General features: G+C 72.1%; 25 protein-coding genes and 1 pseudogene. 20 read left to right on the plus strand and 6 right to left on the minus strand.

Going from position 1 to position 26,511, the window contains the following annotated elements; genetic code table 11:
• Positions 1–76: 76 nt before the first annotated feature.
• The 3 genes from ABZ780_RS25215 to ABZ780_RS25225 are packed head-to-tail and all read right to left on the minus strand — an operon-like array spanning position 77 to position 3,252.
• Positions 77–424 carry a DUF779 domain-containing protein gene (locus ABZ780_RS25215; protein WP_357009545.1) on the minus strand — a complete coding sequence of 116 codons (348 nt, stop codon included), beginning with the start codon at positions 422–424 and terminating at the stop codon, positions 77–79.
• Positions 421–1,926, minus strand: a complete 1,506-nt coding sequence (adh, locus tag ABZ780_RS25220; RefSeq protein ID WP_357008815.1) for an aldehyde dehydrogenase — start codon at positions 1,924–1,926, stop codon at positions 421–423. Before adh ends, ABZ780_RS25215 begins: the two co-directional genes overlap by 4 nt.
• Positions 1,927–1,974: 48 nt before the next feature.
• Positions 1,975–3,252 (minus strand): transcriptional regulator, encoded by a 1,278-nt coding sequence (locus ABZ780_RS25225; protein WP_357008812.1) that lies wholly within the window; start codon positions 3,250–3,252, stop codon positions 1,975–1,977.
• Positions 3,253–3,405: 153 nt separating this feature from the next.
• Between ABZ780_RS25225 and ABZ780_RS25230 the strand changes: the two genes are divergently transcribed.
• From ABZ780_RS25230 to ABZ780_RS25255, 6 genes are all read left to right on the plus strand, one after another.
• Positions 3,406–4,071 (plus strand): response regulator transcription factor, encoded by a 666-nt coding sequence (locus ABZ780_RS25230; RefSeq protein ID WP_357008809.1) that lies wholly within the window; start codon positions 3,406–3,408, stop codon positions 4,069–4,071.
• Positions 4,068–5,132 (plus strand): HAMP domain-containing sensor histidine kinase, encoded by a 1,065-nt coding sequence (locus tag ABZ780_RS25235; RefSeq protein ID WP_357008806.1) that lies wholly within the window; start codon positions 4,068–4,070, stop codon positions 5,130–5,132. Before ABZ780_RS25230 ends, ABZ780_RS25235 begins: the two co-directional genes overlap by 4 nt.
• Before the next feature lie 102 nt (positions 5,133–5,234).
• Positions 5,235–6,233: a pyridoxal-phosphate dependent enzyme gene (locus ABZ780_RS25240; RefSeq protein WP_357487687.1), complete on the plus strand. Its 999-nt coding sequence runs from the start codon at positions 5,235–5,237 to the stop codon at positions 6,231–6,233.
• The gene (locus ABZ780_RS25245; RefSeq protein WP_357487688.1) at positions 6,230–7,357 is read left to right on the plus strand and encodes a D-alanine--D-alanine ligase family protein; all 1,128 of its coding nucleotides are present in this window, start codon (positions 6,230–6,232) and stop codon (positions 7,355–7,357) included. Before ABZ780_RS25240 ends, ABZ780_RS25245 begins: the two co-directional genes overlap by 4 nt.
• Positions 7,354–8,031 carry a M15 family metallopeptidase gene (locus ABZ780_RS25250; RefSeq protein WP_357008798.1) on the plus strand — a complete coding sequence of 226 codons (678 nt, stop codon included), beginning with the start codon at positions 7,354–7,356 and terminating at the stop codon, positions 8,029–8,031. Before ABZ780_RS25245 ends, ABZ780_RS25250 begins: the two co-directional genes overlap by 4 nt.
• A 57-nt stretch (positions 8,032–8,088) precedes the next feature.
• A complete protein-coding gene (locus ABZ780_RS25255) occupies positions 8,089–8,763 on the plus strand; it encodes a hypothetical protein (RefSeq protein ID WP_357487689.1) in 675 nt (224 codons plus the stop codon).
• Between the two features lie 24 nt (positions 8,764–8,787).
• On the opposite strand, the gene gabT is transcribed toward ABZ780_RS25255, so the two are convergent.
• Together gabT and ABZ780_RS25265 are read right to left on the minus strand one after the other, a co-directional pair.
• Positions 8,788–10,059, minus strand: coding sequence for a 4-aminobutyrate--2-oxoglutarate transaminase (gene gabT / locus ABZ780_RS25260; RefSeq protein WP_357487690.1), 1,272 nt, complete (start codon positions 10,057–10,059; stop codon positions 8,788–8,790).
• Positions 10,060–10,062: 3 nt separating this feature from the next.
• A complete protein-coding gene (locus ABZ780_RS25265) occupies positions 10,063–11,499 on the minus strand; it encodes a gamma-aminobutyraldehyde dehydrogenase (RefSeq protein WP_357487691.1) in 1,437 nt (478 codons plus the stop codon).
• Between the two features lie 141 nt (positions 11,500–11,640).
• On the opposite strand from ABZ780_RS25265, the gene ABZ780_RS25270 reads away from it, so the two are divergent.
• Positions 11,641–13,080 (plus strand): aldehyde dehydrogenase family protein, encoded by a 1,440-nt coding sequence (locus ABZ780_RS25270; protein WP_357487692.1) that lies wholly within the window; start codon positions 11,641–11,643, stop codon positions 13,078–13,080.
• A gap of 1 nt (position 13,081) precedes the next feature.
• Here the strand turns inward: ABZ780_RS25270 and ABZ780_RS25275 are convergent, their stop codons facing one another.
• Positions 13,082–14,311: an SUKH-3 domain-containing protein gene (locus ABZ780_RS25275; RefSeq protein ID WP_357487693.1), complete on the minus strand. Its 1,230-nt coding sequence runs from the start codon at positions 14,309–14,311 to the stop codon at positions 13,082–13,084.
• 79 nt (positions 14,312–14,390) lie between these two features.
• On the opposite strand from ABZ780_RS25275, the gene ABZ780_RS25280 reads away from it, so the two are divergent.
• The 13 genes and pseudogenes from ABZ780_RS25280 (at position 14,391) to ABZ780_RS25340 (ending at position 26,508) form a co-directional block, all read left to right on the plus strand.
• On the plus strand, positions 14,391–14,813 hold the full coding sequence (locus ABZ780_RS25280; protein WP_357008786.1) for a YbaB/EbfC family nucleoid-associated protein: 423 nt from the start codon (positions 14,391–14,393) through the stop codon (positions 14,811–14,813).
• Positions 14,810–15,142, plus strand: a complete 333-nt coding sequence (locus tag ABZ780_RS25285; protein ID WP_357008783.1) for a hypothetical protein — start codon at positions 14,810–14,812, stop codon at positions 15,140–15,142. The genes ABZ780_RS25280 and ABZ780_RS25285 overlap by 4 nt, the downstream gene beginning before the upstream one ends.
• 15 nt (positions 15,143–15,157) lie before the next feature.
• Positions 15,158–19,513 (plus strand): toxin glutamine deamidase domain-containing protein, encoded by a 4,356-nt coding sequence (locus ABZ780_RS25290; RefSeq protein WP_357487694.1) that lies wholly within the window; start codon positions 15,158–15,160, stop codon positions 19,511–19,513.
• Between the two features lie 59 nt (positions 19,514–19,572).
• Positions 19,573–19,953, plus strand: coding sequence for a hypothetical protein (locus tag ABZ780_RS25295; RefSeq protein ID WP_357487695.1), 381 nt, complete (start codon positions 19,573–19,575; stop codon positions 19,951–19,953).
• Between the two features lies 1 nt (position 19,954).
• Positions 19,955–20,089 (plus strand): annotated as a pseudogene (locus ABZ780_RS25300) (DUF664 domain-containing protein); the annotation flags it as partial.
• Entirely contained in the window at positions 20,089–20,223 is a 135-nt protein-coding gene (locus ABZ780_RS25305; protein ID WP_357487696.1) for a hypothetical protein, read from the plus strand. The pseudogene ABZ780_RS25300 and the gene ABZ780_RS25305, both read left to right, overlap by 1 nt.
• A gap of 9 nt (positions 20,224–20,232) precedes the next feature.
• Positions 20,233–20,544, plus strand: coding sequence for a hypothetical protein (locus tag ABZ780_RS25310; protein ID WP_357487697.1), 312 nt, complete (start codon positions 20,233–20,235; stop codon positions 20,542–20,544).
• Between the two features lie 59 nt (positions 20,545–20,603).
• Positions 20,604–21,317, plus strand: a complete 714-nt coding sequence (gene nfi / locus ABZ780_RS25315; RefSeq protein ID WP_357487698.1) for a deoxyribonuclease V — start codon at positions 20,604–20,606, stop codon at positions 21,315–21,317.
• A 174-nt stretch (positions 21,318–21,491) separates the two neighbouring features.
• Positions 21,492–22,556, plus strand: a complete 1,065-nt coding sequence (locus ABZ780_RS25320) for a hypothetical protein (protein WP_357487811.1) — start codon at positions 21,492–21,494, stop codon at positions 22,554–22,556.
• Positions 22,557–22,625: 69 nt separating this feature from the next.
• Entirely contained in the window at positions 22,626–24,011 is a 1,386-nt protein-coding gene (locus ABZ780_RS25325; protein WP_357487699.1) for a phosphomannomutase/phosphoglucomutase, read from the plus strand.
• Positions 24,012–24,072: 61 nt separating this feature from the next.
• Positions 24,073–24,258 (plus strand): Trm112 family protein, encoded by a 186-nt coding sequence (locus ABZ780_RS25330; protein WP_357008769.1) that lies wholly within the window; start codon positions 24,073–24,075, stop codon positions 24,256–24,258.
• Positions 24,255–25,451: an SIS domain-containing protein gene (locus ABZ780_RS25335; RefSeq protein WP_357008767.1), complete on the plus strand. Its 1,197-nt coding sequence runs from the start codon at positions 24,255–24,257 to the stop codon at positions 25,449–25,451. Before ABZ780_RS25330 ends, ABZ780_RS25335 begins: the two co-directional genes overlap by 4 nt.
• A 49-nt stretch (positions 25,452–25,500) precedes the next feature.
• The gene (locus tag ABZ780_RS25340) at positions 25,501–26,508 is read left to right on the plus strand and encodes a cation diffusion facilitator family transporter (protein WP_357008764.1); all 1,008 of its coding nucleotides are present in this window, start codon (positions 25,501–25,503) and stop codon (positions 26,506–26,508) included.
• Positions 26,509–26,511 lie beyond the last annotated feature (3 nt).

The following is a 26,511-nucleotide window of genomic DNA, read 5'->3' on the forward strand; positions in this document are numbered from 1 at the left end:
GTGCAGAAGTGGCACATCGGCGACACGAACTGCAAGATCGCGCGGGGGGTGAGGGTGAGGGTGAGGGCGGGGTGGGTTAGGGGGCTAGGTGGGAGCGGATTAGGAAGCGGACGCCGTCGGGCGCTTCCAGGGAGAAGCCACTGCCTCGGCCGGGGACCACGTCGACGGTCAGCCGCGTGTGTTTCCACAGCTCCCACTGCGACTTCGACATCCAGAACTCGACCGGCTCGGACACCCCGTCGACCGTGAGCGAGGCGAGCAGGATGTCGGACGAGCCGGTACGGAACTCGCCGGCCGGGTAGCACATCGGTGCGCTGCCGTCGCAGCAGCCGCCGGACTGGTGGAACATCAGCGGCCCGTGCCGCCCCCGCAGCGACCGGATCAACTCGGCCGCCGCGGGGGTGAGCGAGACGACGGGCATCAGAAGAAGCCGAGCTTCTTGGTGGAGTAGCTGACCAGCAGGTTCTTGGTCTGCTGGTAGTGCTCCAGCATCATCTTGTGGTTCTCCCGGCCGATGCCGGACTGCTTGTAACCGCCGAACGCGGCGTGCGCCGGGTACGCGTGGTAGCAGTTCGTCCACACTCGACCTGCCTGGATGGCTCGCCCGGCCCGGTACGCGGTGTTCATGTCCCGCGTCCACACGCCGGCGCCCAGCCCGTACAGGGTGTCGTTGGCGGTCTTGACGGCGTCGTCGAGGTCGGCGAAGGAGGTCACCGAGACCACCGGGCCGAAGATCTCCTCCTGGAAGATCCGCATCGAGTTGTCGCCCTCGAAGATGGTGGGCTGGACGTAGTACCCGCCCGACAACTCGCCGCCCAGGTCGGCGCGGGCGCCGCCGGTCAGCACGCGGGCGCCCTCCTGACGGCCGATGTCCAGGTAGGACAGGATCTTTTCCAACTGGTCGTTGGAGGCCTGCGCCCCGATCATCGTGTCGGTGTCCAGGGGATGGCCCTGCACGATCTGCTCGGTGCGGGCGACCGCGGCGGCGAGGAAGTCGCTGTAGTGGCCCTGCTGGATCAGCGCCCGCGACGGGCAGGTGCAGACCTCGCCCTGGTTGAGGGCGAACATGGTGAAGCCTTCGAGGGCCTTGTCGAAGAAATCGTCGCGAGACGCGCTGACGTCGTCGAAGAAGATGTTCGGGCTCTTGCCGCCCAACTCCAGGGTGACGGGTTTGATGTTCTCACTGGCGTACTGCATGATCAGCCGCCCGGTGGTGGTCTCGCCGGTGAACGCCACCTTCGCGACCCGGGCCGAGGACGCCAGCGGCTTGCCGGCCTCCACGCCGAAGCCGTTGACGATGTTGAGCACGCCGGGCGGCAGCAGGTCCGCCACCAGCGACAGCCAGTAGTGGATGGACGCCGGGGTCTGCTCGGCCGGTTTGAGCACCACGGCGTTGCCGGCGGCCAGCGCGGGCGCCAGCTTCCAGGTGGCCATGAGGATCGGGAAGTTCCACGGGATGATCTGCCCGACCACGCCGAGCGGCTCGTGGAAGTGGTACGCCACGGTGTCGTCGTCGAGTTCGCCGAGCGAGCCCTCCTGCGCCCGGATCGCCCCGGCGAAGTAGCGGAAGTGGTCGATGGCGAGCGGGATGTCGGCGGCGAGGGTCTCCCGGACCGGCTTGCCGTTCTCCCAGCTCTCGGCGATGGCCAGCGATTCCAGGTTCTCCTGCATGCGGTCCGCGATCCGGTTGAGGATCAGCGCCCGCTCGGCCACCGAGGTGCGCCCCCAGGCGTCGGCCGCGCCGTGGGCGGCGTCCAGTGCCTTCTCCACGTCGGGGGCGGTGCCCCGGGCGACCTCGGTGAAGGTCTGCCCGGTGACCGGGGTGGGGTTCTCGAAGTAGTCACCACCGTGCGGCTTGACGTACTCGCCGCCGATGAAGTGGTCGTAACGGGACTGCCAGTGGGTGGGCGCGTCGTAGCGCGTCATGGTTACCTCCGCCGTCGTTGTGCGGGTGTGCCGACGGCGACGGTAGTTTCAGGAACGTTGCAGCCACGTTGCGCGCGGAAGGTCGTACTCCTCGGCGAGCTGGTCGATGCGCGCGAGCGCGAGCGGCCGACGCGCCGCGCCCGCCGGCAACGCCCGCGCCAGGGCCTGCCACGCGGCCAGGTCGTCGACGCCGGCTGGTGTCGCGGTCCAGGCCGCGAGCAGCGCCGGGTCCGCGGCGGCCAGCACGGCCGCGCGGAGCTGACCGTCGATCAGCCGGCGCAGTCGCGTGACTCCCGGCGCGTCCGACCCGGGCAGCAACGGCCCGGGGTACGCGTCGAGCGCTCCCGCCGGATCGCCCTGGTCCAGCCGTGCGGCAACGGTGGTGAAGTCGGCCCGGACGGTGCCGCGTAGCCGGTACGGGCGGGAGTCGAGCAGCTCCGGCCCGAGCGCCCGGCGCAGCCGGGACAGCTCGGCGCGCAGGGTGACCGGGTGCAGCCGGTCGTCGCCGTAGAGGTCGAGGCCGAGTTGCTCGCCGGTGCGGCCCTCGGGATGGTGCAGCAGCAGCACCAACAGCTCGCTGTGCCGGCGACCGAGCCGGATGCGCCGTCCGTTGACACGCAGCTCCGCCTCGTCGCGGCCGAGCGCGGTCACGAAGGCGACGCCCGGCTCAATCGGCCAGGCGGCGGCGAGCTGCGCTTCGGCGGCCCGGGCGGTGGCCCGGACCAGCGCCAGGCTCTGCGGGTTGGCCAGGTGGTCGCCGCCGGTGATGTCGACGGCGCCGAGCAGCAGCCCGGTGGTTGGGTCGTGGATCGGCGCGGCGGCGCACGTCCAGCGCTGCACCGGCCGGCTGAAGTGCTCGGTGGCGAAGATCTGCACGCTGTGGTCGACGGCCAGCGCGGTGCCGGGAGCGTTGGTGCCGGCGTGCGTTTCGTCCCAGCGTGCGCCGGGCACGAAGTTCATCCGCTCGGCGTGCCGGAGCACCCCCGGATGCCCCTCCACCCAGAGCATCCGCCCGTACGCGTCGCAGACCGCCATCAGGTGCTCACCGTCCTGCGCGATGCCGCCGAGCAGGTCCCGGAAGAGCGGCAGCACCCGGGCCAGCGGATGCGCGGCCCGGTACGCGGCCAGCGCGTCGTCGGTCAGGTCGACCGGCGGGGTGGCCTCTGGGTCGAGCCGCGCCGAACGTTCCCAGGAGCGGCGGACCACCTCGCGGACCCGGTGCGGCGGGGCGCCGGCGGTGAGAAATGCTTCGTGGGCGGCGCCGACCTGCGCGATCCGCTCCGCCGGATCGACGCCGAACTCCAGGGCGAGCCACGGGTCAGCCATCGGCGACCTCCTAGGACCCCATCGTGACGCAGCTCACCCTCGATCGCCAACCGGCAGGTCGGGTGGAAGATGGCGCGGGTGAGGTGCTTACAAAACCCTTAACCCTGGTCTGGGACGGTATGCGGGCGAGGCGAACCACGGGGGAGCGGAATCGTGCGGGTGTTGGTGGCGGACGACGAGAGGCTGTTGGCGGACACGGTGGCCGAGGGGCTACGGCGGCTCTCGATGGCCGTCGACGTCTGTTACGACGGTGCCGGGGCGCTGGAGCGGATCGGGGTGAACCGCTACGACGTGGCGGTGCTGGATCGGGACATGCCCGGCCACACCGGCGACGAGGTGTGCCGCAGCATCGCCGGTTCCGCCGTCGGCACCCGGGTGCTGCTGCTCACGGCGGCGGCCGGCATCCGGGACCGGGTGGAGGGCCTCGACCTCGGCGCCGACGACTACCTCACCAAGCCGTTCGCCTTCGCCGAGCTGGTCGCCCGGGTGCAGGCCCTCGGGCGGCGGTCCACCCCGGCGCTTCCGCCGGTGCTCGCCCAGGATGGCGTGGTGCTGGACGTCGCCCGGCACCACGCCACCCGGGACGGCCGCCCGCTGGCGCTCAGCCCGAAGGAGTTCGCCGTGCTGCACGTGCTGCTGCGTGCCGGCGGGCAGGTGGTCAGCGCCGAGGAGTTGTTGGAGCAGGCCTGGGACGAGTTCGCCGACCCGTTCACCAACGCCGTACGGGTCACCGTCATGACGCTGCGCAAGAAGCTCGGCGACCCGCCGGTCATCCACACCGTGCCGAAGGCCGGCTACCGCATCGGAGGTCCGGCGTGAGCTGGACCCCCCGTCGCCGGGTCCTGCTGGTGGGCCTGCTGGCGCTGCTCGCCGGGCCGGTGCTGCCGACCGTCGGCAACTGGCTGGCCGGGCTGATCTGGGATCGTGGCCTGCTGCTCTGCGGCCTGCCGCTGCCCGGCGTGATGGAGTCCTGCACGCAGGCGGGCCGTGGCGCGTTCGTGCTCCCCGTGCTGTCCGTGCTGGTCGTGACGCTGGGCGCCCTGCTGGCGCTCTGGTTCGGGGCGACGTGGTGCATGCGCCCGCTGCGTAACCTCGCCGAGCCGATCCGGCACCTCGGCCCGCAGAACCTCGGCCACCGGATCCGGCCCCGGGGCAACGACGAGTTGGCCCAGTTGGCGCGGGCCATCGACGAGATGATGGAACGCGTCTCCGCCGGGTACGAGGGGCAGCGTCGGTTCGCGGCGAACGCCTCCCACGAGCTGCGTACCCCCCTCGCCGTGCAGCGGACCCTGATCGAGGTGGGCATGGCCCGGTCGCTCACCCCCGAGCAGTTGGAGCTGCTGACCGGCCAACTGCTGGAGACCAACGAGCGCAACGAGCGGCTGATCGAGGGCCTGCTGGCGCTCAGCGAAAGCGACCAGGGCCTGCGGGCGCGCATCCCGCAGCGGCTCGACCACCTGGTCGCCGGGGTGCTCGCCGGCTATCAGGACCGGGCGCGGGAGGCCGGCGTCAGCATCGAGAGCCACCTTGCGCCCCGGGTCGTCGTCGGCGAGCGGGTGCTGCTCGAACGCCTGGTCACCAACCTCGTGGAGAACGGAATCAAGTACAACCGGCGCGGCGGCTCGCTGACCGTCAGGGTCGGTCCGACGCCGGCGCTCTCCGTGGTCAACACCGGCCAGCCGGTGCCGGCGGAGGCTGTCGCCGGCCTCTTCGAACCGTTCCGTCGCCTCGCCCGGGACCGCACCTCGCACGGCGGAGGTGCCGGCCTCGGCCTGGCCATCGCCCGCTCGATCACCCAGGCACACGAAGGCACCATCGCCGCCCGACCCGCCGAGCACGGCGGCCTGCGGGTGGACGTCCAACTACCCACCTCGCCCTAGCACCCACCACCGTTCGGGGTCCCGCATCGCGGCAACCCCACCTTCGGCGTGCTCGGAGAACGACCGTCGCGGTCGTAAGCCGGGCCGTGGCAAAGGAGTCCGATGTCATCCACCGTTGGCCCCGTCCGGGCCGATGTCGAGGAGGCCGCCCGCTGGCTCAGCGGGCGGGTGATCCGTACGCCCGTGCTGCGCTCCCCGGCGATCGATTTGCTGGCCGGTGCCCGGGTCCTGCTCAAGGCGGAGAACCTGCAGACCGGCGGCTCGTACAAGATGCGTGGCGCGCTGCGGGCGGTCGGCCGGCTCGCCGCGGCCGGCCACACCGGGGTGATCGCGCAGAGCACTGGAAACCACGCGGTGGCGGTGGCGTTGGCGGCCCGCCAGCACGGGCTCACGGCCACCGTGGTGTTGCCGGTCGACGCGGCGGCGACGAAGGTCGACCGGGCCGGTGCGGCGGGGGCTCGGGTGGTGTTCGCGGGCACCAGCGTCGACGAGCGGGTGGCGGTGGCACACGCGCTCCGCGACCAGACCGGTCACCCCGTTGTCGACGCGTACGACCACCCGGATGTGATCGCCGGGCAGGGCAGCGCCAGCCTGGAGTTGATCGAGCAGGCCGAACGTGCCGGCACCCCGCTCGACGCGATAGTGGTGCCGGTCGGTGGCGGCGGTGGGGTGGCGGGCGCCTGCCTGGCCGCCGCCGGCACCGGCATCGAGGTGTACGGCGTCGAACCGGTCGGCTGCGACTCGTTGGCGCGCAGCCTGGCGGCCGGCGAGCGGGTTCCGGTCGCGCCGGCTCCCACCATCGCCGACGGGCTGCGGCCGTCCTGCGTGGGTGAGCTGCCGTTCGCGATCCTGCGGACCGCCCTGCGCGGCGTGGTCCGCGTCGACGACGAGCAGATCGCGGCGGCGTTCCGGCTGCTCCTGATGGAGCTGAAGGTGCTCGTCGAGCCGTCCGGGGCCGCTGGCCTGGCCGGCGCGCTCCGACTGCGGGAGCGGACGGTCGGCGTGGTGTTGACCGGCGGAAATGTGGAGGCGGCGTTGGTGGCCCGGTTGGCGGCGCCACGGCTCGCGGAGTTGACGACTGTGGAAGGAGCGGCGGCATGAGCGCCCCGACTCGGATCGGAATTCTGTTCGGCGGCCCGTCGGCGGAGCACGAGGTCTCCTGCGCCTCGGCGCTGGGCGTTGTCCGTGCGCTGGCCGGCGGTGGGTACCGCACGGTCGCCATCGGCGTCACCCGCACCGGGGGGTTCCGGCTGCTGCCCGACGCGCTGCTGACCGAGTTGCGCGACCGGCCCGCCTCCGATCGGGCCATCGACGACCGGCTGACGGTGACCGGGCCGGCGGTCGAGCTGCGGGCCGGCCCTCGCTCGGGCAGCGTGCAGGTGTGCGCCAGCAACGCCCCCGGCGCGGTGCACGCGGAACTCGACGTGATCTTCCCCGTGCTGCACGGCCCGTTCGGCGAGGACGGCGTGGTGCAGGGGTTGCTGGAGCAACTGGACGTGCCGTACGTCGGGTGCGGCATCCTCGCCTCCGCCGTGGGCATGAACAAGGTGGCGATGAAGCGGGCGCTGCGGGCCGAGGGCATCCCGGTGACACCGTCCGTGGCCTTCGACGCGTACACCTTCCGGGAGACTGCCGACCCGGAGAAGCTGGTGCTCGGGCTGCGCCGGCCGCTGTTCGTCAAGCCGGCCAGCATGGGATCGTCGATCGGCATCTCCCGGGTCGGCGAGGGTGACGACCTGGCCGCAGCGGTGCGGGAGGCGCTGCGACACGACCAGCACGTCATGGTCGAGCAGGGTGTCACCGGCCGGGAGTTGGAGTGCGCGGTGCTCGGCGGCTGGCGACCGGAGGCGTCCGCGGTGGGCGAGGTGCGCGTCGCCGGCGGCTGGTTCGACTACCAGCAGAAGTACTTCGGCGACAGCGATCCGATGATCGTTCCGGCGGTGCTGCCCGACGAGGTCACCGAGCGGGTCCGCGAGCTGTCGCTGCGCGCGTTCGCCGCGATCGGGGGGTGGGGTCTCGCCCGGGTGGACTTCCTCTACGACGAGACGACCGGCGACCTGTACGTCAACGAGCTGAACACGATGCCCGGCTTCACCGCGCACTCCATGTACCCGAAGGCGTGGGCGGCGGCCGGCGTCGGCTATCGCGAGGTCGTGGATCGGTTGGTGGCGCTGGCGCGTACCCGACATGCGGAACGACCGGCGACCACCGGGAGTGTCCGGTGATCCTGCTCTCCGACCCTCGGGTGGCGGCGGTGCGCAGCGCCGACGACGGCGACCCGCTGGTGGACCTGCGTGAGCTGCCGGAGCTGCGGCTGGACGGGCGGGCGGCCGACGACACCGGGGCGTACGCCCGGCTGCGCGCCGGTGTCGCGGACCGGTTGCTGGCCGCGCAGCGCGCCCTGCCCGCCGGGGTACGCCTGCTGGTCATCGAGGGGTACCGGCCGTATCGGGCGCAGTTGTCCATCTTCACCGGCTACCGCGACGAGCTGCGCCGACGGCACCCGGACTGGTCCCCGCAACGGCTGCACCGGGAGACCACCAAGTTCGTCTCGCCGGTCGAGGTGGCCCCGCACACCACCGGCGGCGCGGTGGACCTGACCCTGTGCACCGCCGATGGCGTGGAGCTGGATCTCGGCACGGCCGTCGACGCCACCCCGGAGGACAGCGCCGACGCCTGCTTCACCGACGCACCTGCCATCGGGGCCACCGCCCGCCGGCACCGACAGCTCATGGTGGACGCGCTCGGCGGTGCCGGGCTGGTGAACTACCCGACCGAGTGGTGGCACTGGTCGTACGGGGACCGTTACTGGGCGCTGATGACCGGGGCGTCGCACACCCGGTACGGGCCGGTTGACCTGGCCGTCGCGCGATCGATACCCGTGCCGGCTGAACGGTAGGGCGCTCCGGTCCGTACCACGCGGTGAAGGACACCACCGAGGGCGGGAGTGACGACGATGAGGGTGCAGCGCAGGCACGTGCTGGCGGCGACCGTGGCGGTGCTCGCCGCGGCGGGTGTGGCGGTGGGCACCGGGTTCGGGTTCGCCGGCACCAGCCCCGCACGGCCGTCCGTCTGCTCCGGCTCGGTCACGTTCTCGGCGGAGGCCGGCGCGCCGGCGGCGACCAGCGACCGGTTCCCGGTGGGCACCCGGCTGCGGGTGACCAACCTGGACAACAACCGGGCGGCCACGGTGACGGTGACCGGCCCGTCGGGCAGTTGCGTGCTGCTCAACGCCGCCGCCATGGAGCTGGTCCGCGAGCCGGGCAAGAACGTGATCCGCCGCAACGTGGTGGAACGGCTGGACAGTGTGGCACCACCGGTCGGGCAGCCCGCCCCCGGTTCGGTGCGTCCCGGTGCCGCCTCGCCCGGCGCGTCGGGTCCGGCACCCGGTTCGGCCTGCACCGGTGCGATCACCTTCTTCGCCGAGGGTGGCGTGCCGGCGGCGACCAGCGGGCAGTTCCCGATCGGCACCCGGCTGCGGGTGACCAACCTGGACAACAACCGGGCGACCACGGTGACGGTGACCGGCCCGTCGGGCAGTTGCGTGCTGCTCAACACGGCCGCCATGGACCAGATCCGCGAGCCGGGCAAGAACGTGGTCCGTCGCAACACGGTCGAGGTGCTCCGCTGAGGTCGCCGGCGGCCTCGCTCCGGTTCAGCCGAAGGCGGCGTCGAGGATGTCGGCGCCGCGGGTGAGCTGATCGTCGGAGATCACCAGCGGGGGCAGGAAGCGCAGCACGTTGCCGTAGGTGCCGCAGGTCAGGGTGAGCAGGCCTGCGGCGTGGCAGGCGGCCGAGATCGCCGCCGTCGCGGCCGGGTCGGGCACGAGTGAGCCCGGCTGGACCAGCTCGACGGCGAGCATCGCGCCCCGACCGCGTACCTCGGCGACCCGGGGATCCCGCTCGGCGATGGCCCGTAGCCGAGGTGCCAGCACCGACTCGATCCGGCGGGCCGCGCCGGCCAGGTCCAGCTCGTGCAGGGTCTCGATGGTGGCCAGCGCGGCGGCGCAGGCGATCGGGTTGCCGCCGTACGTGCCGCCGAGCCCGCCGACGTGCACCACGTCCATCAGTTCGGCCCGACCGGTCACCGCAGCGAGGGGCAGACCACCGGCGATGCCCTTGGCCAGGGTGATCAGGTCGGGCTCGACGCTCTCGTGCTCGCAGGCGAACCAGTCGCCGGTACGGCAGAAGCCGGTCTGGATCTCGTCGGTGACGAACACCACCCCGGCCGCCGTCGCCCAGGCTCGCAGCGCCGGCAGGAAACCGGGCGCGGGCACCACGAAACCGCCCTCACCCTGGATCGGCTCGATGAGCAGCGCGGCGACGTTCTCCGCGCCGACCTGCTTCTCGACCATCTCGATCGCCCGCGCCGCCGCCTCCGCCCCGGAGAGCCCGCCGTCGCGCAGCGGGTACGACATCGGCACCCGGTAGATCTCCCCGGCGAACGGCCCGAACCGGTGCTTGTACGGCATGTTCTTCGCGGTCAACGCCATGGTCAGGTTGGTCCGACCGTGGTACGCGTGGTCGAACACCACCACCGCTGGCCGCCCGGTTGCGTGTCGGGCGATCTTGATGGCGTTCTCCACCGCCTCGGCGCCGGAGTTGAACAGGGCCGAGCGCTTCTCGAAGCCGCCCGGCGTGAGCGCGTTGAGCTGCTCGCACACCGCCACGTACGACTCGTACGGCGCGACCATGAAGCAGGTGTGGGTGAACCGCTCGACCTGCGCGCGGACCGCCTCGACCACCCTCGGGGCCGAGTTGCCGACGCTGGTCACCGCGATGCCGGCGGCGAAGTCGATCCACTCCCGTCCGTCGACGTCGGTGAGCGTCCCGCCGCTGGCGTGCTCGACGTACGAGCCGATGACGCTGCCCACGCCCCGGGCGACCGCCGAGCCCCGGCGCTTGTTCAACTCCTCCGAAGTCGCCATGGGTCAGCCCTCGATGTTGTGCATGACGTGCTTGATCCGGGTGTAGTCCTCCAGGCTGTAGACCGAGAGGTCCTTGCCGTGGCCGGAGTGCTTGAAGCCGCCGTGCGGCATCTCCGAGACGAACGGGATGTGCGTGTTCACCCAGACGCAGCCGAAGTCGAGCCGCCGGGTCATCCGCATCGCCCGGCCGTGGTCCTTGGTCCAGACCGACGCGGACAGGCCGTAGTCGACGCCGTTGGCCCAGCGCACCGCCTCGTCCTCGTCGGAGAAGCGCTGCACGGTGATGACCGGCCCGAACACCTCGTCCTGGATGATCTCGTCGGCCTGGCGCAGCCCGGAGACCACGGTCGGCGCGTAGAAGTAGCCGCGCTCGCCCTGCCGGGACCCACCGGTCTGGATCGCCGCGTGGTCCGGCAGCCGGTCCACGAAGCCACTGACCCGGGCGAGTTGGTTGGCGTTGTTCAGCGGACCGTAGAGCACGTCGGCGTCGTCCGGGGCGCCGGTCTTCGTGTTGCGGGCCTGCTCGGCGAGCGCCGCCACGAAGTCGTCGTGGATGCCCGGCCCGGCCAGCACCCGGGTCGCGGCCGTGCAGTCCTGCCCGGCGTTGAAGTAGCCGCCCATCGCGATGGCCTCGGCCGCCGCCGCCACGTCCGCGTCGTCGAAGATCACCACCGGGGCCTTGCCGCCCAACTCCAGGTGGGTGCGCTTCAGATCGGGCGCCGCGGCGGAGGCGACCTCCATGCCCGCGCGGGTCGAGCCGGTGATCGACACCAGCTGCGGGGTCGGGTGCGAGACGAGGGTACGACCGGTGTCCCGGTCGCCGCAGACCACGTTGAACACCCCCGGCGGGAAGAACTCGGCGGCGATCTCGGCGAGCAGCAGCGTCGACACCGGCGTGGTGTCCGACGGCTTGAGCACCACCGTGTTGCCGGCGGCGAGCGCCGGGGCGATCTTCCAGACCGCCATCATCAGCGGGTAGTTCCACGGGGTCACCTGGGCGCAGACGCCGATCGGCTCGCGCCGCACGTACGAGGTGTGCCCGGCCATGTACTCCCCGGCGGACCGACCCTCCAGGAGCCGGGCGGCGCCGGCGAAGAACCGGAACTGGTCCACCGCGGGCGGCAGTTCCTCCTCGGCGGTGAGCTGGCGCGGCTTGCCGGTGTTGCGGACCTCGGCGTCGACCAGTTCGGCCGCGCGGGCCTCCACGGCGTCGGCGAGCCTGAGCATCGCCCGCTGCCGCTCGGCGGGTGTGACGTCCCGCCAGCTCTCGAACGCGGTGGCGGCGGCGGTCATCGCCGCGTCCACGTCGGCCGGGCCGGAGACCGGGGCCTGGGCGAACACCTCACCGGTGCAGGGGTCGACCAGGTCGGCGTACCCGCCGTCGACCGTGTCGACGTAGGAGCCGTTGACGAAGTTGCGCAGCTGCTGCTGGTCACTCATGACGGGATCTCTCCGAAGGGCCGAGGGTGCGGTCTGCGGCGGTTATCGCAATCTGTCTGCCATCTTGGCTACTGAATTCGCGGCAGACAAGGCCTCTGGCGACTGTTTCCGTCGACTGCTCTCTCGTCTACGCTGCTCGGCGTGGAGCCCGCAGCCTTCTTCGTCGCCTCCCGCCCCGCCCACGGTGTGGGCGAGCTGACCGTCCACCACCCGTACGACGGTCGCCCGGTGGGGCGTACCACCCTCGCCACGGCCGACCAGGTCGACGCCGCCGTCGCCGCGGCGGCCGGGGTGGCCGCGCAGGCCGCGGCTCTGCCCGCGCACGCCCGCGCGGCGGCCCTGGACCACGTGTCCCGCCGGCTCGCCGAACGCGCCGACGAGGTCGCGGCCCTGATCACCGCCGAGAACGGCAAACCGGTGAAGTGGGCGCGGGCCGAGGTGGGGCGGGCGGTGTCGACCTTCCGGTGGGCCGCCGAGGAGGCCCGGCGCTTCTCCGGCGAGTTGCAACGCCTCGACACCGACCCGGCCGCCACCGGGCGGATCGCGCTGGTCCGGCGTGTGCCGAAGGGGCCGGTGCTCGGCATCGCGCCGTTCAACTTCCCGCTCAACCTGGTCGCGCACAAGGTCGCGCCGGCCATCGCCGTCGGCGCGCCGATCATCGTCAAGCCGGCCCCGGCGACCCCGCTGTCCGCGCTGCTGCTCGGCGAGCTGCTGGCCGAGACCGAGCTCCCGGCGGGAATGTTCTCGGTGCTGCCGCTGCCCAACGACCGGGCCGCCGAACTGGTCACCGACCCCCGGCTGCCGGTGGTGTCGTTCACCGGGTCCGGGCCGGTCGGCGCGGCCATCCGCCGCCAGGTGCCCCAGAAGCACGTGACGCTGGAACTGGGCGGGAACGCGGCGGCGGTGCTCTGCGCGGACTGGGCGTCGGACGAGGATCTGGAGTTCGCCGCGCAGCGGATCGCCACGTTCGCCAACTACCAGGCCGGCCAGTCGTGCATCGCCGTCCAGCGGGTGTACGTGCACCACACGCTCTTCGCCGACTTCCTTCCCCGGCTGGTGGCGGCGGTGCGCGGGCTGCACACCGGCGACCCGACCTCCGAGCTGACGGATGTCGGGCCGATGGTGAGCGAGGACGCCGCTCGCCGCGTCGAGACGTGGGTGGCCGAGGCCGTCGCGGCCGGCGCGACAGTCGAGGTGGGCGGCGCGCGGGACGGTGCGACATACCCCCCGACCGTGCTCACCGGCGTGCCGGCGGACGCCAAGGTCGTCGCCGAGGAGGTGTTCGGGCCGGTGCTCGTGGTCGCCCCGGTCGCCGACGACCAGGCCGCGTTCGTCGCGGTCAACGACTCGGCGTACGGGTTGCAGGCCGGCGTTTTCACCCGACGTCTGGACGTGGCCTTCGCCGCCGCCCGGACGCTGGAGGTGGGTGGGGTGATCGTCGGCGACGTGCCGTCGTACCGGGCCGACCAGATGCCCTACGGCGGGGTGAAGGGCAGCGGGGTCGGCCGGGAAGGGCTGCGCAGCGCGATGGACGACTACACCGAACCGAGGGTCATGGTGCTGACCGGGCTCGCGCTCTGAGTTAGCCGGCCTGCCAAGTGCCGTCGTCGCGGACCCGGGCGGGCGCGCGGCCGAGCAGCAGGGTGGTCAACGCCGCGTCGATGGTGTCGCCGAGGAACCACTCACCGGCCTGGTCCAGCGCGAAGACCCGGCCGCGCTCGTCGACAGCCAGGATGCTGTCCTGCTGCTCGGTGCCGATCGGAAAGAGCCGCACGCCGAGCACCGCGCCGAAGTCCGCGAGGGTGTCGGCGGTGTGCGCGATGGTGTGCGGGCGGATGTCGAAGCGGGAGATCCACACCTGCTCGCCCCGGCCGCGCCGAGCGCCCACCAGGCTGGGGAAGGCGGTCAGCGCCTCCACGGCGGCGGGGAAGACCGTGTGCCCCGGCACGGCCGTGACGTCCCGCACGGCGGCGGCGGCCATGAGCTGGTCCCCAATATGCGGTCGCCACCCCGCCGCCACCAGCGCGTTGGCCACCTCCGGCGGAAAGCGACCGGGGTCGGGGTCGGGCTCTGCCGGCGCACGCCACGTCTCGGTGTAGCCCCGAGCCGACTCCGGCAACACGTTGGCGCGTACCAGGAAGTCGACGCACGAGTCGCAGGGACGGTCGGCGACGCCCCCGGCGGGGTCACCCGGCTCACGGATCCGGAAGATCTCGAACCGGGCGCCGTCCAGCAGTGCCGCTGCCTCGGCCCGACCCATCGGCGCGATGCCCTCGGCGGCCCGGCGGTGGTCGTACTCGTGGAGGACGTCGGAGACCACGATCAGCTCGGCATGCGCCTCACCACCCCGGACCAGCTCGCCGGGAGGCAGTTGGTCCAGGTAGGAGCGCACGAGCGGGTGATGGTTCAACGGGACGTCGCCCTTGGTGCCCTGGGCCGTCCAGATCCGCCCGTCGATGGTCAGATGAGCGGCCGTGTTCGGGGTGGGAAGTCGATGGATTTCCCGGGACAGCAGCGTGGACGGGTCGACAGTGCGGGGAGCGGTCGGGCCGGTCGGCTGACTGCGGCGATACATCTCCGCCACCACCGTGCTCGGCACCCGGGGCCAGGTGGTGACCGTGCCGGTCTGCTTGTCGATGACGGTCGTCGGCAGGTCACCGGGGATCGTCCGGACCTCGGTGGGCACGACGGACGTGATGACGTAGCCCAGGTCGAACTCGTCGACCGTCGCTGTGCACTCGTAGCCGAGGCGTTGCGAGTCGCGGCGTGCCCAGGTGGCCGCGAGCTGCTCGGCCTGCTGACGGTCGATCACACACTGAAACTACCGGACCACACGGATCGATGGCGGCCGGTATCGTCTCGCTCTACCGACGGTGACGGGAGGAGCGGCGGTGACCGAACGTGTGGACCGGGGTGCCAATCGCGAGCTGCGGGCCCGATTCGACGATGTCTACGGGCAATACCAGCAGCTCAGGTCCGATTTGGACAACCTGCGGACGCGGCTCGCCGAGCTGCGGGTGACCCGCCGGTCCGCCGACGGGCAGGTGACGGCGACCGTCGGTTCCCGGGGGGAGCTGGTCTCGCTCGACCTGACCCCGGCCATCTACCGAGACCGGGACGCCGCAGCACTGAGCCGAAAGATCTCCGAGACGATCAGCGCCGCCACGGCCGCCGCCACCGCCGCCACCCGTGACCTGGTCGCCGAGACCGTGCCGGCCGGGTCTGGCTCGGTGGACTTCCTGCGTACCGGGGATTTCGGCGCGCTGCTCGGCCGCGCCGACGCCGTTCTCGGGCGCGGCGAGGGGCCGGCATGACCGACGGGCAGCTCTGGCTCGATCCGGCCCGCACGCGACGCGGTGGCGCCGATCTGGCACTCGCCGGCGAGGCGGTGACGGCCCGCCGAGTTGTCGAAGGTGGCGCGATCGAGGCCGCCAGCGCTGCCCGACCCTGGGGTCGCGACGACATCGGCGGTGCGTTCGAGCGCAACTACCGGGGGTTCGAGCAGACCGTGCTGCGGGCCTGGGCGGGCGTCGGGCACCGGCTCACCGACCTGGGCAGCGACGTGGTTCGCGCGGTCGACGCCAGCGTGCAGACCGACGGGGCGAGCGCCGCCCGGTTCGGTCGGGCCGCCGACCAGCGCTGACGGCGGGCGAAACCGATGAGCGTGCTGCCGAGCCCCATTCCGCACCCACTCGACTACGCACCCTGGGACGTGCCGGGCTGGATCTACGAGGCCCTCGACTGGGTCGTCGGGGTGCAGTGGCCGGAGGGCAACGAGCGTGCCGTCTGGGACGTCGCCGACCAGTGGTACGCGGTCGCCACCGTGCTCGCCGGCCCGCACGCCGACGCCGCCACGGCCGCCGTCGAGGTCTGCAGCGGGTACGGCGGTGTCGGAGCCGTCGACGCCGCGTTCGAGGCGGCCTGGCGGCGGATCGCCGAGGGCGCAGACGCCCCGCTGCCCGTGCTGCTCGCGGTCACCGCCGACCTGGGCCGGCTGGTCGAGGAGTGCGGGTGCGACATCGAGGGCGCCAAAATCGAAGTCTGGATCGAGCTGGGCATCCTCGTCATCGAGCTGCTCTCGGTGGCGGTGGTGGCGGTGCTCACCGCCGGTGCCGCGACCCCGGCCGCAGGCGCGGCGATCACCGCGACCCGGCTGCTGATCCAACAGATCTTCAAGCGCCTGATGGGTCAGTTGGCCGCCAAGTCCCTCAAACACGGGCTCAAGGAGGCCGGCGAGCGTGCGGCCAAGGAGGTCGCGAAGGGCGGGGTGCGCGGGTTCGCCAAGCGCGCCACCCGGGAAGGGCTGGAAGAGGCGGCGGAGGAGGCCGGTGTCACCCTCGCCACCCAGGCGTACCAGAACTCCACCGGGCGGGCACACGGCCTGGACGTCACCGACCTCGGCGCGTCAGCGGTAGGCGGGCTCGCCGGCGGGGCGGTAGCGCCGCTCGCCGGCCTGGGCCGGCACGCGACCGGGCGAGCGGCACGGGTCGGGGAGCACCTGGGGCGCGAGATGACCGGCGAGGTGCTCGCCGACAGCGCCGCCAGCCTGGCTACCGGTCAGGGGCTGACCTCGCTGGAGGACGCGGCGCGTGCTGCCGCCTCCGGGGCGACCGGTTCGGCGACCGCCCAGACCGACCACGCGTTGCAGGCGAGGCTCCAAGCGCAGACCAACGCCCTGGCCGGGGCGCCCCTCGCCGGCCCCTTGCTCCCGCCCGTCGTCCCCGTTGCCCCTGCCGTGGATGGCCCGTCTTCGGGGTCGTCGCCGGTGGTGTCCTCGTCTCCGGGGTCGTCGCCTGTCGTGTCCTCGCCTTCGGTGTCGTCTTCGTCGGCGGCGGGTGTTCCCGCGCAGGCGGGGGTGGGTGTGTCGGCCTCGCCGGTGATGACGGCGCTCGACCACGCGACGCCGCTCGGCGCTGAGGTGACAGTGTCCGCGGCCACCGACGGTGCCGGGCCGCCGCAGCCCACCGCGTCGGACCTGAGCCGCTCGTCGTCCAGCGGTGTCGAGCTGTCCAGCATGGACGACGGGCCGGTCCGAGCGGCGCTCCCGACCGAGACCGCCGTACCGGCCGGGCCGATCGCCACCGACCCCACGCTCTCCTCGGTGGCGCCGGTGGCGCCGGTGGCGCCGGTGGCATCGGTGGGGCCGGCGGCGCCGGTGGCCGTGGACCCGGCGCTCGCTGGCAGCCCGGCCGGCGCGTCGCACGGGACCACCCCGGGTGCGGTCGCCCCGAGCAGCAACAGCCCGGCAGCCTGGCCCACGTCGGCCGGCACGAACACCTTCGCGCCGCCGGTCGCACACGCGGGCCCCACCTCGACGGCCCCGCCGTTGACGGTGACCGGCACGGCTGCCGGTGCGCCGAACGGTGCCGTCACCCGAGGGGTCGCGGCGGAGGCGGTAGGCAGCACGGTCACCGGCGCGGCCGTGGGCCACCACCCCGCGCCGTCGCGCGAGGCGTCGGCGCCGGCCCGCGTACCCCCTCATCCGGCCCGTGGTCGGGCGTCGGTCCCCGACGACGTGGTGGCGTTCGGCGAGCCGGTGGTGCCCGCACGGGACGACCACGACTGGTACGCGGCCCGCTGGGCGGCCGAGGCGGAAGCCGCCGAGCGGCGGCGCTACCAGGGCCACTACGAATCACAGCGGACCGGGTTCGAGAACAACCGCCGGCAGGCGGAGGCCACCCGACTGCGCTCCCGGGCCGCGGAGCACGATCGCAGAGCCATCGAGTACGCCACCTACGCCCGACAGTTGCACCAGGCCGGTCACCGGCAGTGGGCCGACGGCTGGCAGCGGGCCGCGAACGACGAGGCGCGGGCGTACGCCCAGTGGCGTGACCTCGCCGGCGCGGTGCTGGCCGGCACCACGGCGCCCGCGGTCGTGGACATCGACGCCGCAGGCTTCGAGCACGCCAACAGAGACGTGGGTGCCCTCGCGCTCGGCGCGGTGGAGACGGCCGGCCGGTCCGCGTTGACCGGCGACGACGGTCCGCCGCCGATCGACGACTCCCGACCGTACGGGCAGCCTGGAGGGCTGCGGCCCCCGTTGGCCCTGCACCAGGTCGACGTCGAACGTCAGATGCCCCGCGAGCGGAATGGCGCCGTCACCCGTACCGCCGACCCTCGCCGGGGCGGCTGGTTCCGGCTGTTGAACGACGGCGGCCCCCGCGCCGACGCCACCCGGGGCATCAACTGCCTGGACTGCACGCTGTCGCTGTTCGAGACGTGGGTGCACGGGCGACCCCGGGTGTCGGCGCCACGGACCTTCGACGGCTATCTCAACGGTGACACCCGACGCCCGATCCGCGGCGAGGCGGGCGGCCCGGGCCGGGTGGAAGATGTGACCGGCGGACGCTTCCAGCAGGTCCTCGCCCCACCACCCGGCCAGCGGTCACACCCCGAGCATGCGCGGCAGGCCGCCGACCGGGGTTACCGCAACCTGCACGACCAACTGCTGCTGGGTGGCCACGGCAGCTACGCGTTCCTGGTCACCGAATGGCCGCACGGCGGTTCGCACGCCTGGGTGGCGCTCAACCAGAACGGCACGGTGCTCTACGTCGACCCGCAGACCGGCGCCATCCGGGACCGGCCGCTCTACCCGGACGTGGTCGGCATCGACGCGCTCGTGCTGAGTGGCGACGGCCGGCCGATGCCGCTCGGCGGTCTGCCCCGGGGTCGGTTCAGCGAGCGCCCCGACCTGCCGTACCACCCACCGGCGCACGACAACGGCAGCCACGGCGACCCGTACATCAACCGCATGTACCTGCTCCTGGACGGCCCCGGCTCTGCGGACGCGGACGCGCCGCCCGGAGCGGCGCCATCGCAGCGACCGACGGACGGGAGCCAGGCACCTGGCTCAGTGCCGACGGAACCGGACTCGATCCAGGCTGTCCTGCTGAGTAGTGCCGGGTTGGATCAGGTCTTCGCCGCCGAGGTGAGCCCGGGCGAGTTCGCGTCGGCGGTGGATGCGCCGACCCTCCGCCGTCTCGTGCCCGACCTCGACGAGGCGGCGGCCCAGAATGTGGCGCGACTGTTCGGCGACGCGCGGGTCCGCGACATGCTGGACAGGGCGGAGCGGGAGCCGCCCCGGAACGAGCCGGACCTGGCCGTGTCCCTGGTCCGGCAGTTGGTACGGCAGCCCGATCTGGTGCGGATGATCCTGACCACGCCGGAGCTTGCGAACTCGTTGACGGCCCGTCCGTTGACACTGCACCACCTGGCGAGTCATCAGCAGGCCATCGACGTTCTCGGTGAGGTGCTGGACGACATCGCTCAGCAGGAGGCGGTGGGATTGCCGGCTGCCGCCAACAGGGGCGTGGACCAACCCGAGCCGACTCCTCTCACGGATCAGCAGCGGCAGATCAGCGCGAGTCTCCAGTTGCCAGATGATCCGGCAACCCAGCCAGGCTTCGACAAGCATCGTCAGGCCGACCAGTCTTACCAGCAGCACTACCTCGACGACCTCTATGAGGCGGCGGCTGATGCTCAGTTGGAGCTGAATCAGTTGGCCGTGTCCCTCGCTCAAGTCGGGGGTCTTCGTGTTGGTGAACCTGGCTGGCGCCTTCAACCCAAGGATCGTCGTCGGGTTGACGACAAGCTGGACAAGTATCAGGGCGACGCCTCCAGGTTGTTCGATCTGGCCGCCGCGAAGGTCGAGTTTCGCTGCCTCGATGACCTCTACACGGCGCTCGCGCGGATACGCGAACATCCCGACGTCGTGATCGTGAGGGGCGATGACCGCTTCGTATCGCCCATGGACAGCGGTTATCGGGACGTGCAGCTCGTGTTGCAGATGAGCAACGGCCACCTGGCTGAGTTCCGCCTGCACCTGGCGGCGCTCGACGCGGTCGCAGTTTGGGAGCATGTGCTCTATGAGGTGCGTCGGGATATTGAAGCCCTCGCTCAAGGTGACGGTCGGGCGTTGACGCTGCGAGAGCGAACGATCGCAGGAGGTGTCCGCCGTCGCGAGCAACAGTTGTTCTGGCAGGCGCTGCAGTCAACCTTCGAGGAGAACGCCTAGTGTCCGGAGGTCTTTCACTTCCCTCCTACTACGTCTATTACCAATCCCCAGTAAAGATCGTGGAAACCGCAGATGGGGGTGCAAGGGTATGGCGCGTCTCCATCGAGACAGGTGGCTGGCAGGAGAAGAACGACATCTTCGTGGAGATCACGCTCGGTGTCGGGGGCGAGATTTTTCGACGTACGCGCGAAGACTTCGTGCAGGAGGTGGAGCGTTTTAGAGCTCACTATCTTGAGGGCGAGGGGCCAATCTTCGCCCTGTACGAGACGGTGCAGGCACTCAGGGATGCGGCGAAGGCCGAGGGACGCCACCTGACCCCGAAGGAGCAGGCGCTAATCCGGGGGATTCGCCAGCGAACGTTCGTGATGTTCGAGGAGCAGCTACGGGCTGCCGGCGATCCAGGCGCCGATCCCGACTTGTCGGCCGGGCCTTCGAGGTGACGTGCAGGGGCGGCATCGCGAGGGCAACGTCATCGTGCTGCGCGAGCTGCTGGTGCACATGATCGAGGAGTACGCGCGACACAATGGCCACGCCGATCTGTTACGCGAGCGGATCGATGGAAGGGTTGGCCAGTGATGACCGAAGATGTGGATGCTCGGTTGACGCGAGTGCAGGAGCGTTACGAGCAGGCGGTCTTCGGCGGCGACGCGAAGCACGTGGGCAAGACGGAGCGGGACCTCATGGCGCTGAAGGGGTGCAGCGCCGAATAACATCGGTGCATGGCGAAATCCGACACGAGGAGCGGCAAGTCCAATGCCTGGGCGTGGCCGGCTGGCATCTTGATCGGTCTGGCGATCGGCATTCCCTTGTTCGGCTCGGCAGGCGGTGTTGCCTTCGGCGTCGCCATCGGTGTTGCCTTCGCGGTCGCCTTTGGCGCCACCACAAATCGGGCCGAAGGGGGCAGTCCTGGCGGCGACCCGGAAGTGGCGGCCAGCTCCACCGTTGATGGTGCCCCGATCGGATCCTCCAAACAGGACGAATCGGACGGCGCTGCCGGCGGTGGCCCCGTCGATGGGCCTTCTCGGCCGTGATCGACTCCGGATCGGCGATGTCGGGGTATCCGGGGGCCTTGAATACCCCGACATCGGCGATGTCGAGTGGATCATGGAAGCCGACGCCGACGCCGACGCCGACGCCGGGGTTGCCTTCGCCGGGCAGTGTGGCGGAGGCGGTGGCCATGCAGGAGGAGTTGCGGCCGCTGGTGGACACTGTGGGGCCGGGGCCGACCTCGCCGGCGACGGTGGCTGGCCTAGACGTCGCGTACGAGGAGAGCGGTGACCTTCTCGCGGCGGCCGTGACTGTGTTGGATGCCCGGACGCTGGCCGTGGTGGACTCGGCCGTCAGCGTGGGCCGGCCCGCGTTCGGCTACGTTCCGGGCCTGTTCGCGTTCCGTGAGCTGCCCGCGCTGCTCGCCGCGCTGGACCGGCTGACCACCTCACCGGACCTGCTGGTCTGTGACGGGCACGGGCTGGCCCATCCGCGCCGTTTCGGGCTCGCCTGCCATCTTGGTGTGGTCACCGGGCTGCCCGCGATCGGGGTGGGGAAGACGCCGCTGGTCGGTCGGTGGGATCCGCCGCCCGTCGAGCGGGGCGCCTGGTCGCCGTTGCGCGACGGGGACGAGGTCGTCGGCCGGGTGCTGCGTACCCGGGGCGGGGTGAAGCCGGTCTTCGTGAGCGTCGGGCACCGGATGAGCCTGGACAACGCCAGCGTGCAGGTGCTCGCACTGACCCCGCGTTACCGACTGCCGGAGACCACGCGTACCGCCGATCGGCTGTGTCGCGACGCCCTCGCGCGGGCGCGCTAGCCGGGCGTCGCGGCCCGTCCGGATTCGGCAATTCGGCAGGCCACAGCAGGTAGGCGAGTCGGGTCCGTAAACCGTAACGCCGCACACATTTGGGCCGCTCTATGACCGGGGGTGGAGGTGGCCTGGTAGTAGCCTGGCCGCGGACCCCACCCGGGGAGGAACGGTGAGGTGATCATGTCGGTGCGTCGACGCGCGGCACGGCTCGCGACGGTCTGCGGTCTGGTGGGCGGCCTGGTGATGCTCGGTGCGTCGCCGGCGCTGGCCGCCGATGACTCGGTCCGGGTCGGATCTGCCAGCAGCTTCGCCGCCGGTGGGTCGGCGCAGGGGGTGAACGTCGCGGTGCGCAAGCGCTCCGACGGGTGCGTCCTGCTGCGTACCGCCCTGGGTCTGCGCCTTGAAGGTCTTGAGCCGGGCCAGGTGACGGTTCAGGTCAACGCGGGCGGGCACTGGTTCCCGGTGCCCGTGTCCGGCGGGGGCGGCAGCGTGACGACCGAGCAGACGTCGCCGACGAAGCCGACCCTGTGCAAGGGCAAGGGGATCACGGTGCGTTACCGGGTGGCGTTCGCCGCCGGTGCTCCGGGCGGTCGGCTCGTGGTGACCGGCGTGGGTGCCAGCGCGGCCGGCGAGGAGCTGGCCCGGGGGTCCGACACGGCGAGGGTGGCCGGTGTGCGGGTCTCCGCGTCGCCCACGCCGTCGGAGAAGCCGACGCCCACCCCGAGCCCCACCGAGGTCACGACGCCCGCCGATGCGGTGAACCCGGCCGCGTTGGGTGCCGTCTCCGCCGCGCCCAGCACCGTGGCGGCCGCCTCCGAGTCGTCCGGTGGGGGTTCGCCGGTGATGTTCTTCGGCATCGCGATGGTGGCGGTCGGGTTGCTGCTCATCGTGCTGCTGTTCCGCCGCTCGCGGCAGGACCGGACGCCGACCGACGAGCCGGGTCCGCTGCCCGGCAACCCCGGTGGCACCACCTACCGGTCCGGGGGTGGGTCGCCGGCCGCGTCCGGTCGCCCCGGCTCGGTGTACGGCCAGCAGCAGCCGGCCGACGGCTACGGCGTGGTGCCGTCGCCCCGGCCCGCCACCGGCGGGGTCTACGGGGCCCGACCCGCCGCGCCGGCGCCGGACGCGACGCAGCCGATGCCGGGTGCCGCGGGCACTCCGGGTGGTCGGCCGCTCCCCGGTGACCCGCCTCCGCCCGAGGACGGCGGCGATCACACCGTGTTCATGCCCCGGCTCCCCGGCTGAGCGGGGTCCGGGGCGGGCGCTCCGTTACGCTCAGGTTCGTTGGAAACCTGCGGCCAAGGAGCGGAACTAGTGTCTGATCTGTCCCAGATCGTGAAGGCGTACGACGTCCGAGGGACGGTGCCGGACCAGTGGGACGAACGGGCCGCCGAGGCGCTCGGGGCCGCATTCACCCAGTTGCTCAACGCCACCGACGAGCCTGGTGACGCCGTGGTCGTCGGGTACGACATGCGGGCCAGTTCGCCCGGTTTGGCCGCCGCCTTCGCCGCTGGAGTCCGGGCCGAGGGCCGCTCGGTGATCGAGATCGGGCTCGCCTCCACCGATCTGCTCTACTTCGCCTCCGGCTCCCTCGACCTGCCCGGTGCGATGTTCACGGCCAGTCACAACCCGGCGCAGTACAACGGCATCAAGATGTGCCGCTCCGGTGCCCGGCCGATCGGTCAGGACAGCGGGCTGGCGCAGATCCGTGAGCGGGCGCAGGCGCTGCTGGATTCGGGCGCGTCGCGCCCGGCGGGTGAGCCGACCCAGCCGGCCGAGCGGCGTGACCTGCTGCCCGACTACGCCTCCTACCTGCGCAAGCTGGTCGACCTCTCCGGCATTCGGCCGCTGAAGGTGGTGGTCGACGCCGGCAACGGAATGGGCGGCTTCACCGTCCCCACGGTGCTGGGCGACGCCGCTCTGTCGGCACTGCCGCTGGAGATCGTGCCGCTCTACTTCGAGCTGGACGGCACCTTCCCCAACCACGAGGCCAACCCGCTGGACCCGGCGAACCTGGTCGATCTGCAGCGCGCGGTGGTCGAGCACGGGGCCGACATCGGGCTGGCTTTCGACGGCGACGCCGACCGGTGCTTCGTGGTGGACGAGCGCGGCGAGCCGGTCTCGCCGTCGGCGATCACCGCCCTGGTCGCCGCTCGGGAGCTGGCCAAGCACCCGGGTGCCACGGTGATCCACGGTCTGATCACCTCCAGCGCGGTCGCCGAGATCATCCGTGAGCACGGTGGTGAGCCGGTGGTCGCCCGGGTCGGGCACTCCTTCATCAAGGCGGAGATGGCGCGGACCAACGCCGTCTTCGGCGGCGAGCACTCCGCGCACTACTACTTCCGGGACTTCTGGTTCGCCGACACGGGAATGCTCGCCGCGATGCACACCCTGGCCGCGCTCGGTGAGCAGTCGCTGCCGCTGTCCGTGCTGGCCGGGGAGTACGAGCGCTACATCGCCTCCGGCGAGATCAACTCGACGGTGGTCGACCAGGCCGCGGCGGTGGCCGAGGTCCGCGCCGCGTACCCGGACGCGACGGCCGACGAGATGGACGGGCTGACGCTGCGTTTTCCCGACGGCGCCTGGTTCAACCTGCGCGCCTCCAACACCGAGCCGTTGCTGCGGCTCAATGTCGAGGCGCCCACCCGCGAGCGGATGATCTCGCTGCGGGACGACGTGCTCGACCGCGTTCGCCGATAAGATCGCCTGCGCCGGTCGGCACCGCCGCCGGTGACCCCGCACTCGTGGAAGGAGCCGCGCCATGGCCCTGGATCCGCAGTTGCTTGAGATCCTTGCCTGTCCGGACACGCACCACGCCCCGCTGACCTACGATGCCGAGGCGCAGACGCTGACCTGCACCGAGTGTGGCCGGATCTTCGAGATCCGCGACGACGTGCCGGTGCTGCTGCTCGACGAGGCGCGCGGCGGCCCCGGGCAGTCCTCATGATCGACGGTACGGCGGGGGTCAGCGGGCGCCGCGACGCCGACGAGGCCCTGCTCGACAACCCGGCGGCGCTGGCCGAGCACGACCCGGGCGACATGCTGCGGCACACCGCGTCGGCGGGCGCGCAGGTTCGCGAGAGCGCGGCGCTGGCCGCCGAGGCGAACCTGGCGGTGCTGGCCGACGACGGGCGGCCGCGGGCCGTGGTCATCGCCGGCATCGGCACCGCCGGGCGGACCGGTGACGTGTTGGCCACGGTGGCTGGGCCGCGCTGCCCGGTCCCGATCATCGGACACCGCAGCGCGGGCGTACCCGGTTGGGTGGGCGCCGCCGACGTGGTGATCGCGGTGAGCGCGTCCGGTCGCAGCCCGGAGGCGCTGGGCGCGGCCGAGGCCGCGCACCGGCGGGGCGCCCGGCTGGTCGCGGTGGGCGCCCCGGATTCGCAGTTGCAGGCGGTGGCCGAGCGGGCCCGTGCGCCGTTCATTCCGGTGCCCCGGCGCGCTCCGGCGCGAGCGAGTCTCTGGGCGTTGACCGTGCCGGTCCTGCTCGCCGCCCGCGCGCTCGGGCTGGTCAAGGTCAACGAGGCGGATCTGGCGGAGACCGCGGCGCGGCTGGACGCGGACGCGGACCGCTGCCGCTCCAGCGCGGAGTCGTTCGTCAACCCGGCGAAGTCGCTGGCGCTGGGCCTGGCCGGCTCGATCCCGATCGTCTGGGGTTCGTCACCGCTGGCCACCGTGGCCGCTCGCCGGTTCGGCGACACCCTGTCCGCGAACGCCCGCTACCCGGTGGTCACCGGGGCGCTCGGCGAGGCCGGCCGGGGTCGGGTGGGGCTGCTGGACGGCGTCTTCGGCGGCCTGGCGGAGGGGGAGCGCGACATCTTCGCCGACCGGGCGGAGGACGACGGCGAGGGCACCCGGCTGCGGCTGGTGCTGCTGCGCGACGGCGGGCTCAACGCCGAGGACGACACCGACGAGCCCCTCGCAGTCGAGGAGCGCCGTGCGGACGCGGTGCAGACCCTCGCGGAGCGTCGCGGTGTGCGCTGCGACGTGGTGACCGCCGAGGGCGGGTCGGCGTTGGAGCGGCTGGCGTCGCTGATCGCCGTACCGGATTTCGCCTCGATCTATCTTGCTCTGGCCCATGGGCTCGACCCGATGGCCGTTCCGGCCATCACCGAGATGAAGGAGCTTTCGAACCAGTGAACGAACGTAGGGCGTCTCAGGTCGCCGCGACGCGAGGCGGAGTGGTGGCGTGAGCGCGACCGGTGGGACGAAGGCAATCGTCGCCGCTCTGCTGGCAAACGTCGGCATCGCCGTCACCAAGTTCATTGCGTTCCTGCTCTCCGGCTCGTCGTCGATGCTGGCCGAGTCGGTTCACTCGGTCGCGGACTCCGGTAACCAGGCCCTGCTGCTGCTCGGCGGCAAGCGGGCGAAGCGGGCGGCCACCCCGGAGCACCCCTTCGGGTACGGCCGGGAGCGCTACATCTACGCGTTCATCGTGTCGATCGTGCTGTTCAGCATCGGTGGTCTGTTCGCCCTCTACGAGGCTTACCACAAGTGGAGCCACGAGGGCGGAATCGAGTCGTGGCACTGGCTGCCGGTGGTCGTGCTGGTGGCGGCGATCATCATGGAGTCGTTCTCCTTCCGGACGGCCATCAAGGAGTCCAACCTCGTCCGGGGCAAGCAGTCCTGGGTGCGTTTCATCCGGCGGGCCAAGGCGCCGGAGCTGCCGGTGGTGCTCCTGGAGGACTTCGGCGCGCTGGTCGGTCTGGTGTTCGCGCTCTTCGGCGTGTCGATGACGCTGATCACCGGCAACGGTCGGTGGGATGCCGCCGGCACCGCGATGATCGGCATCCTGCTGGTGCTCATCGCCGTCGTGCTGGCCATCGAGACCAAGAGTCTGCTGCTCGGTGAGGGTGCCGAACAGCAGGATCTGGACGCCATCGAGCGGGCGATCACCGACGGCCCCGAGGTGGAGCGGATCATCCACATGAAGACGCTCTACCTCGGTCCGGAGGAGCTGATGGTGGCCGCGAAGATCGGCGTACCGTCCTGGGAGAGCGCTCCCGAGCTGGCCCGTGGCATCAACGCCGTGGAGGCGCGGATCCGCGTCGCGGTGCCGATCGCCCGGGTGATCTACCTGGAGCCGGACATCTTCAGCGTCGCCGCCGAGAAGGCGGGCACCGGCGCCGCCGCGGACACCGCCGTACCGCCGCCGCAGGACGCGTCGGGCGAGGCGGCCGGGCGGCCCAGGGACTGACGA

This window comes from Micromonospora sp. NPDC047467 (assembly GCF_040643095.1).
Taxonomy (GTDB): domain Bacteria; phylum Actinomycetota; class Actinomycetes; order Mycobacteriales; family Micromonosporaceae; genus Micromonospora.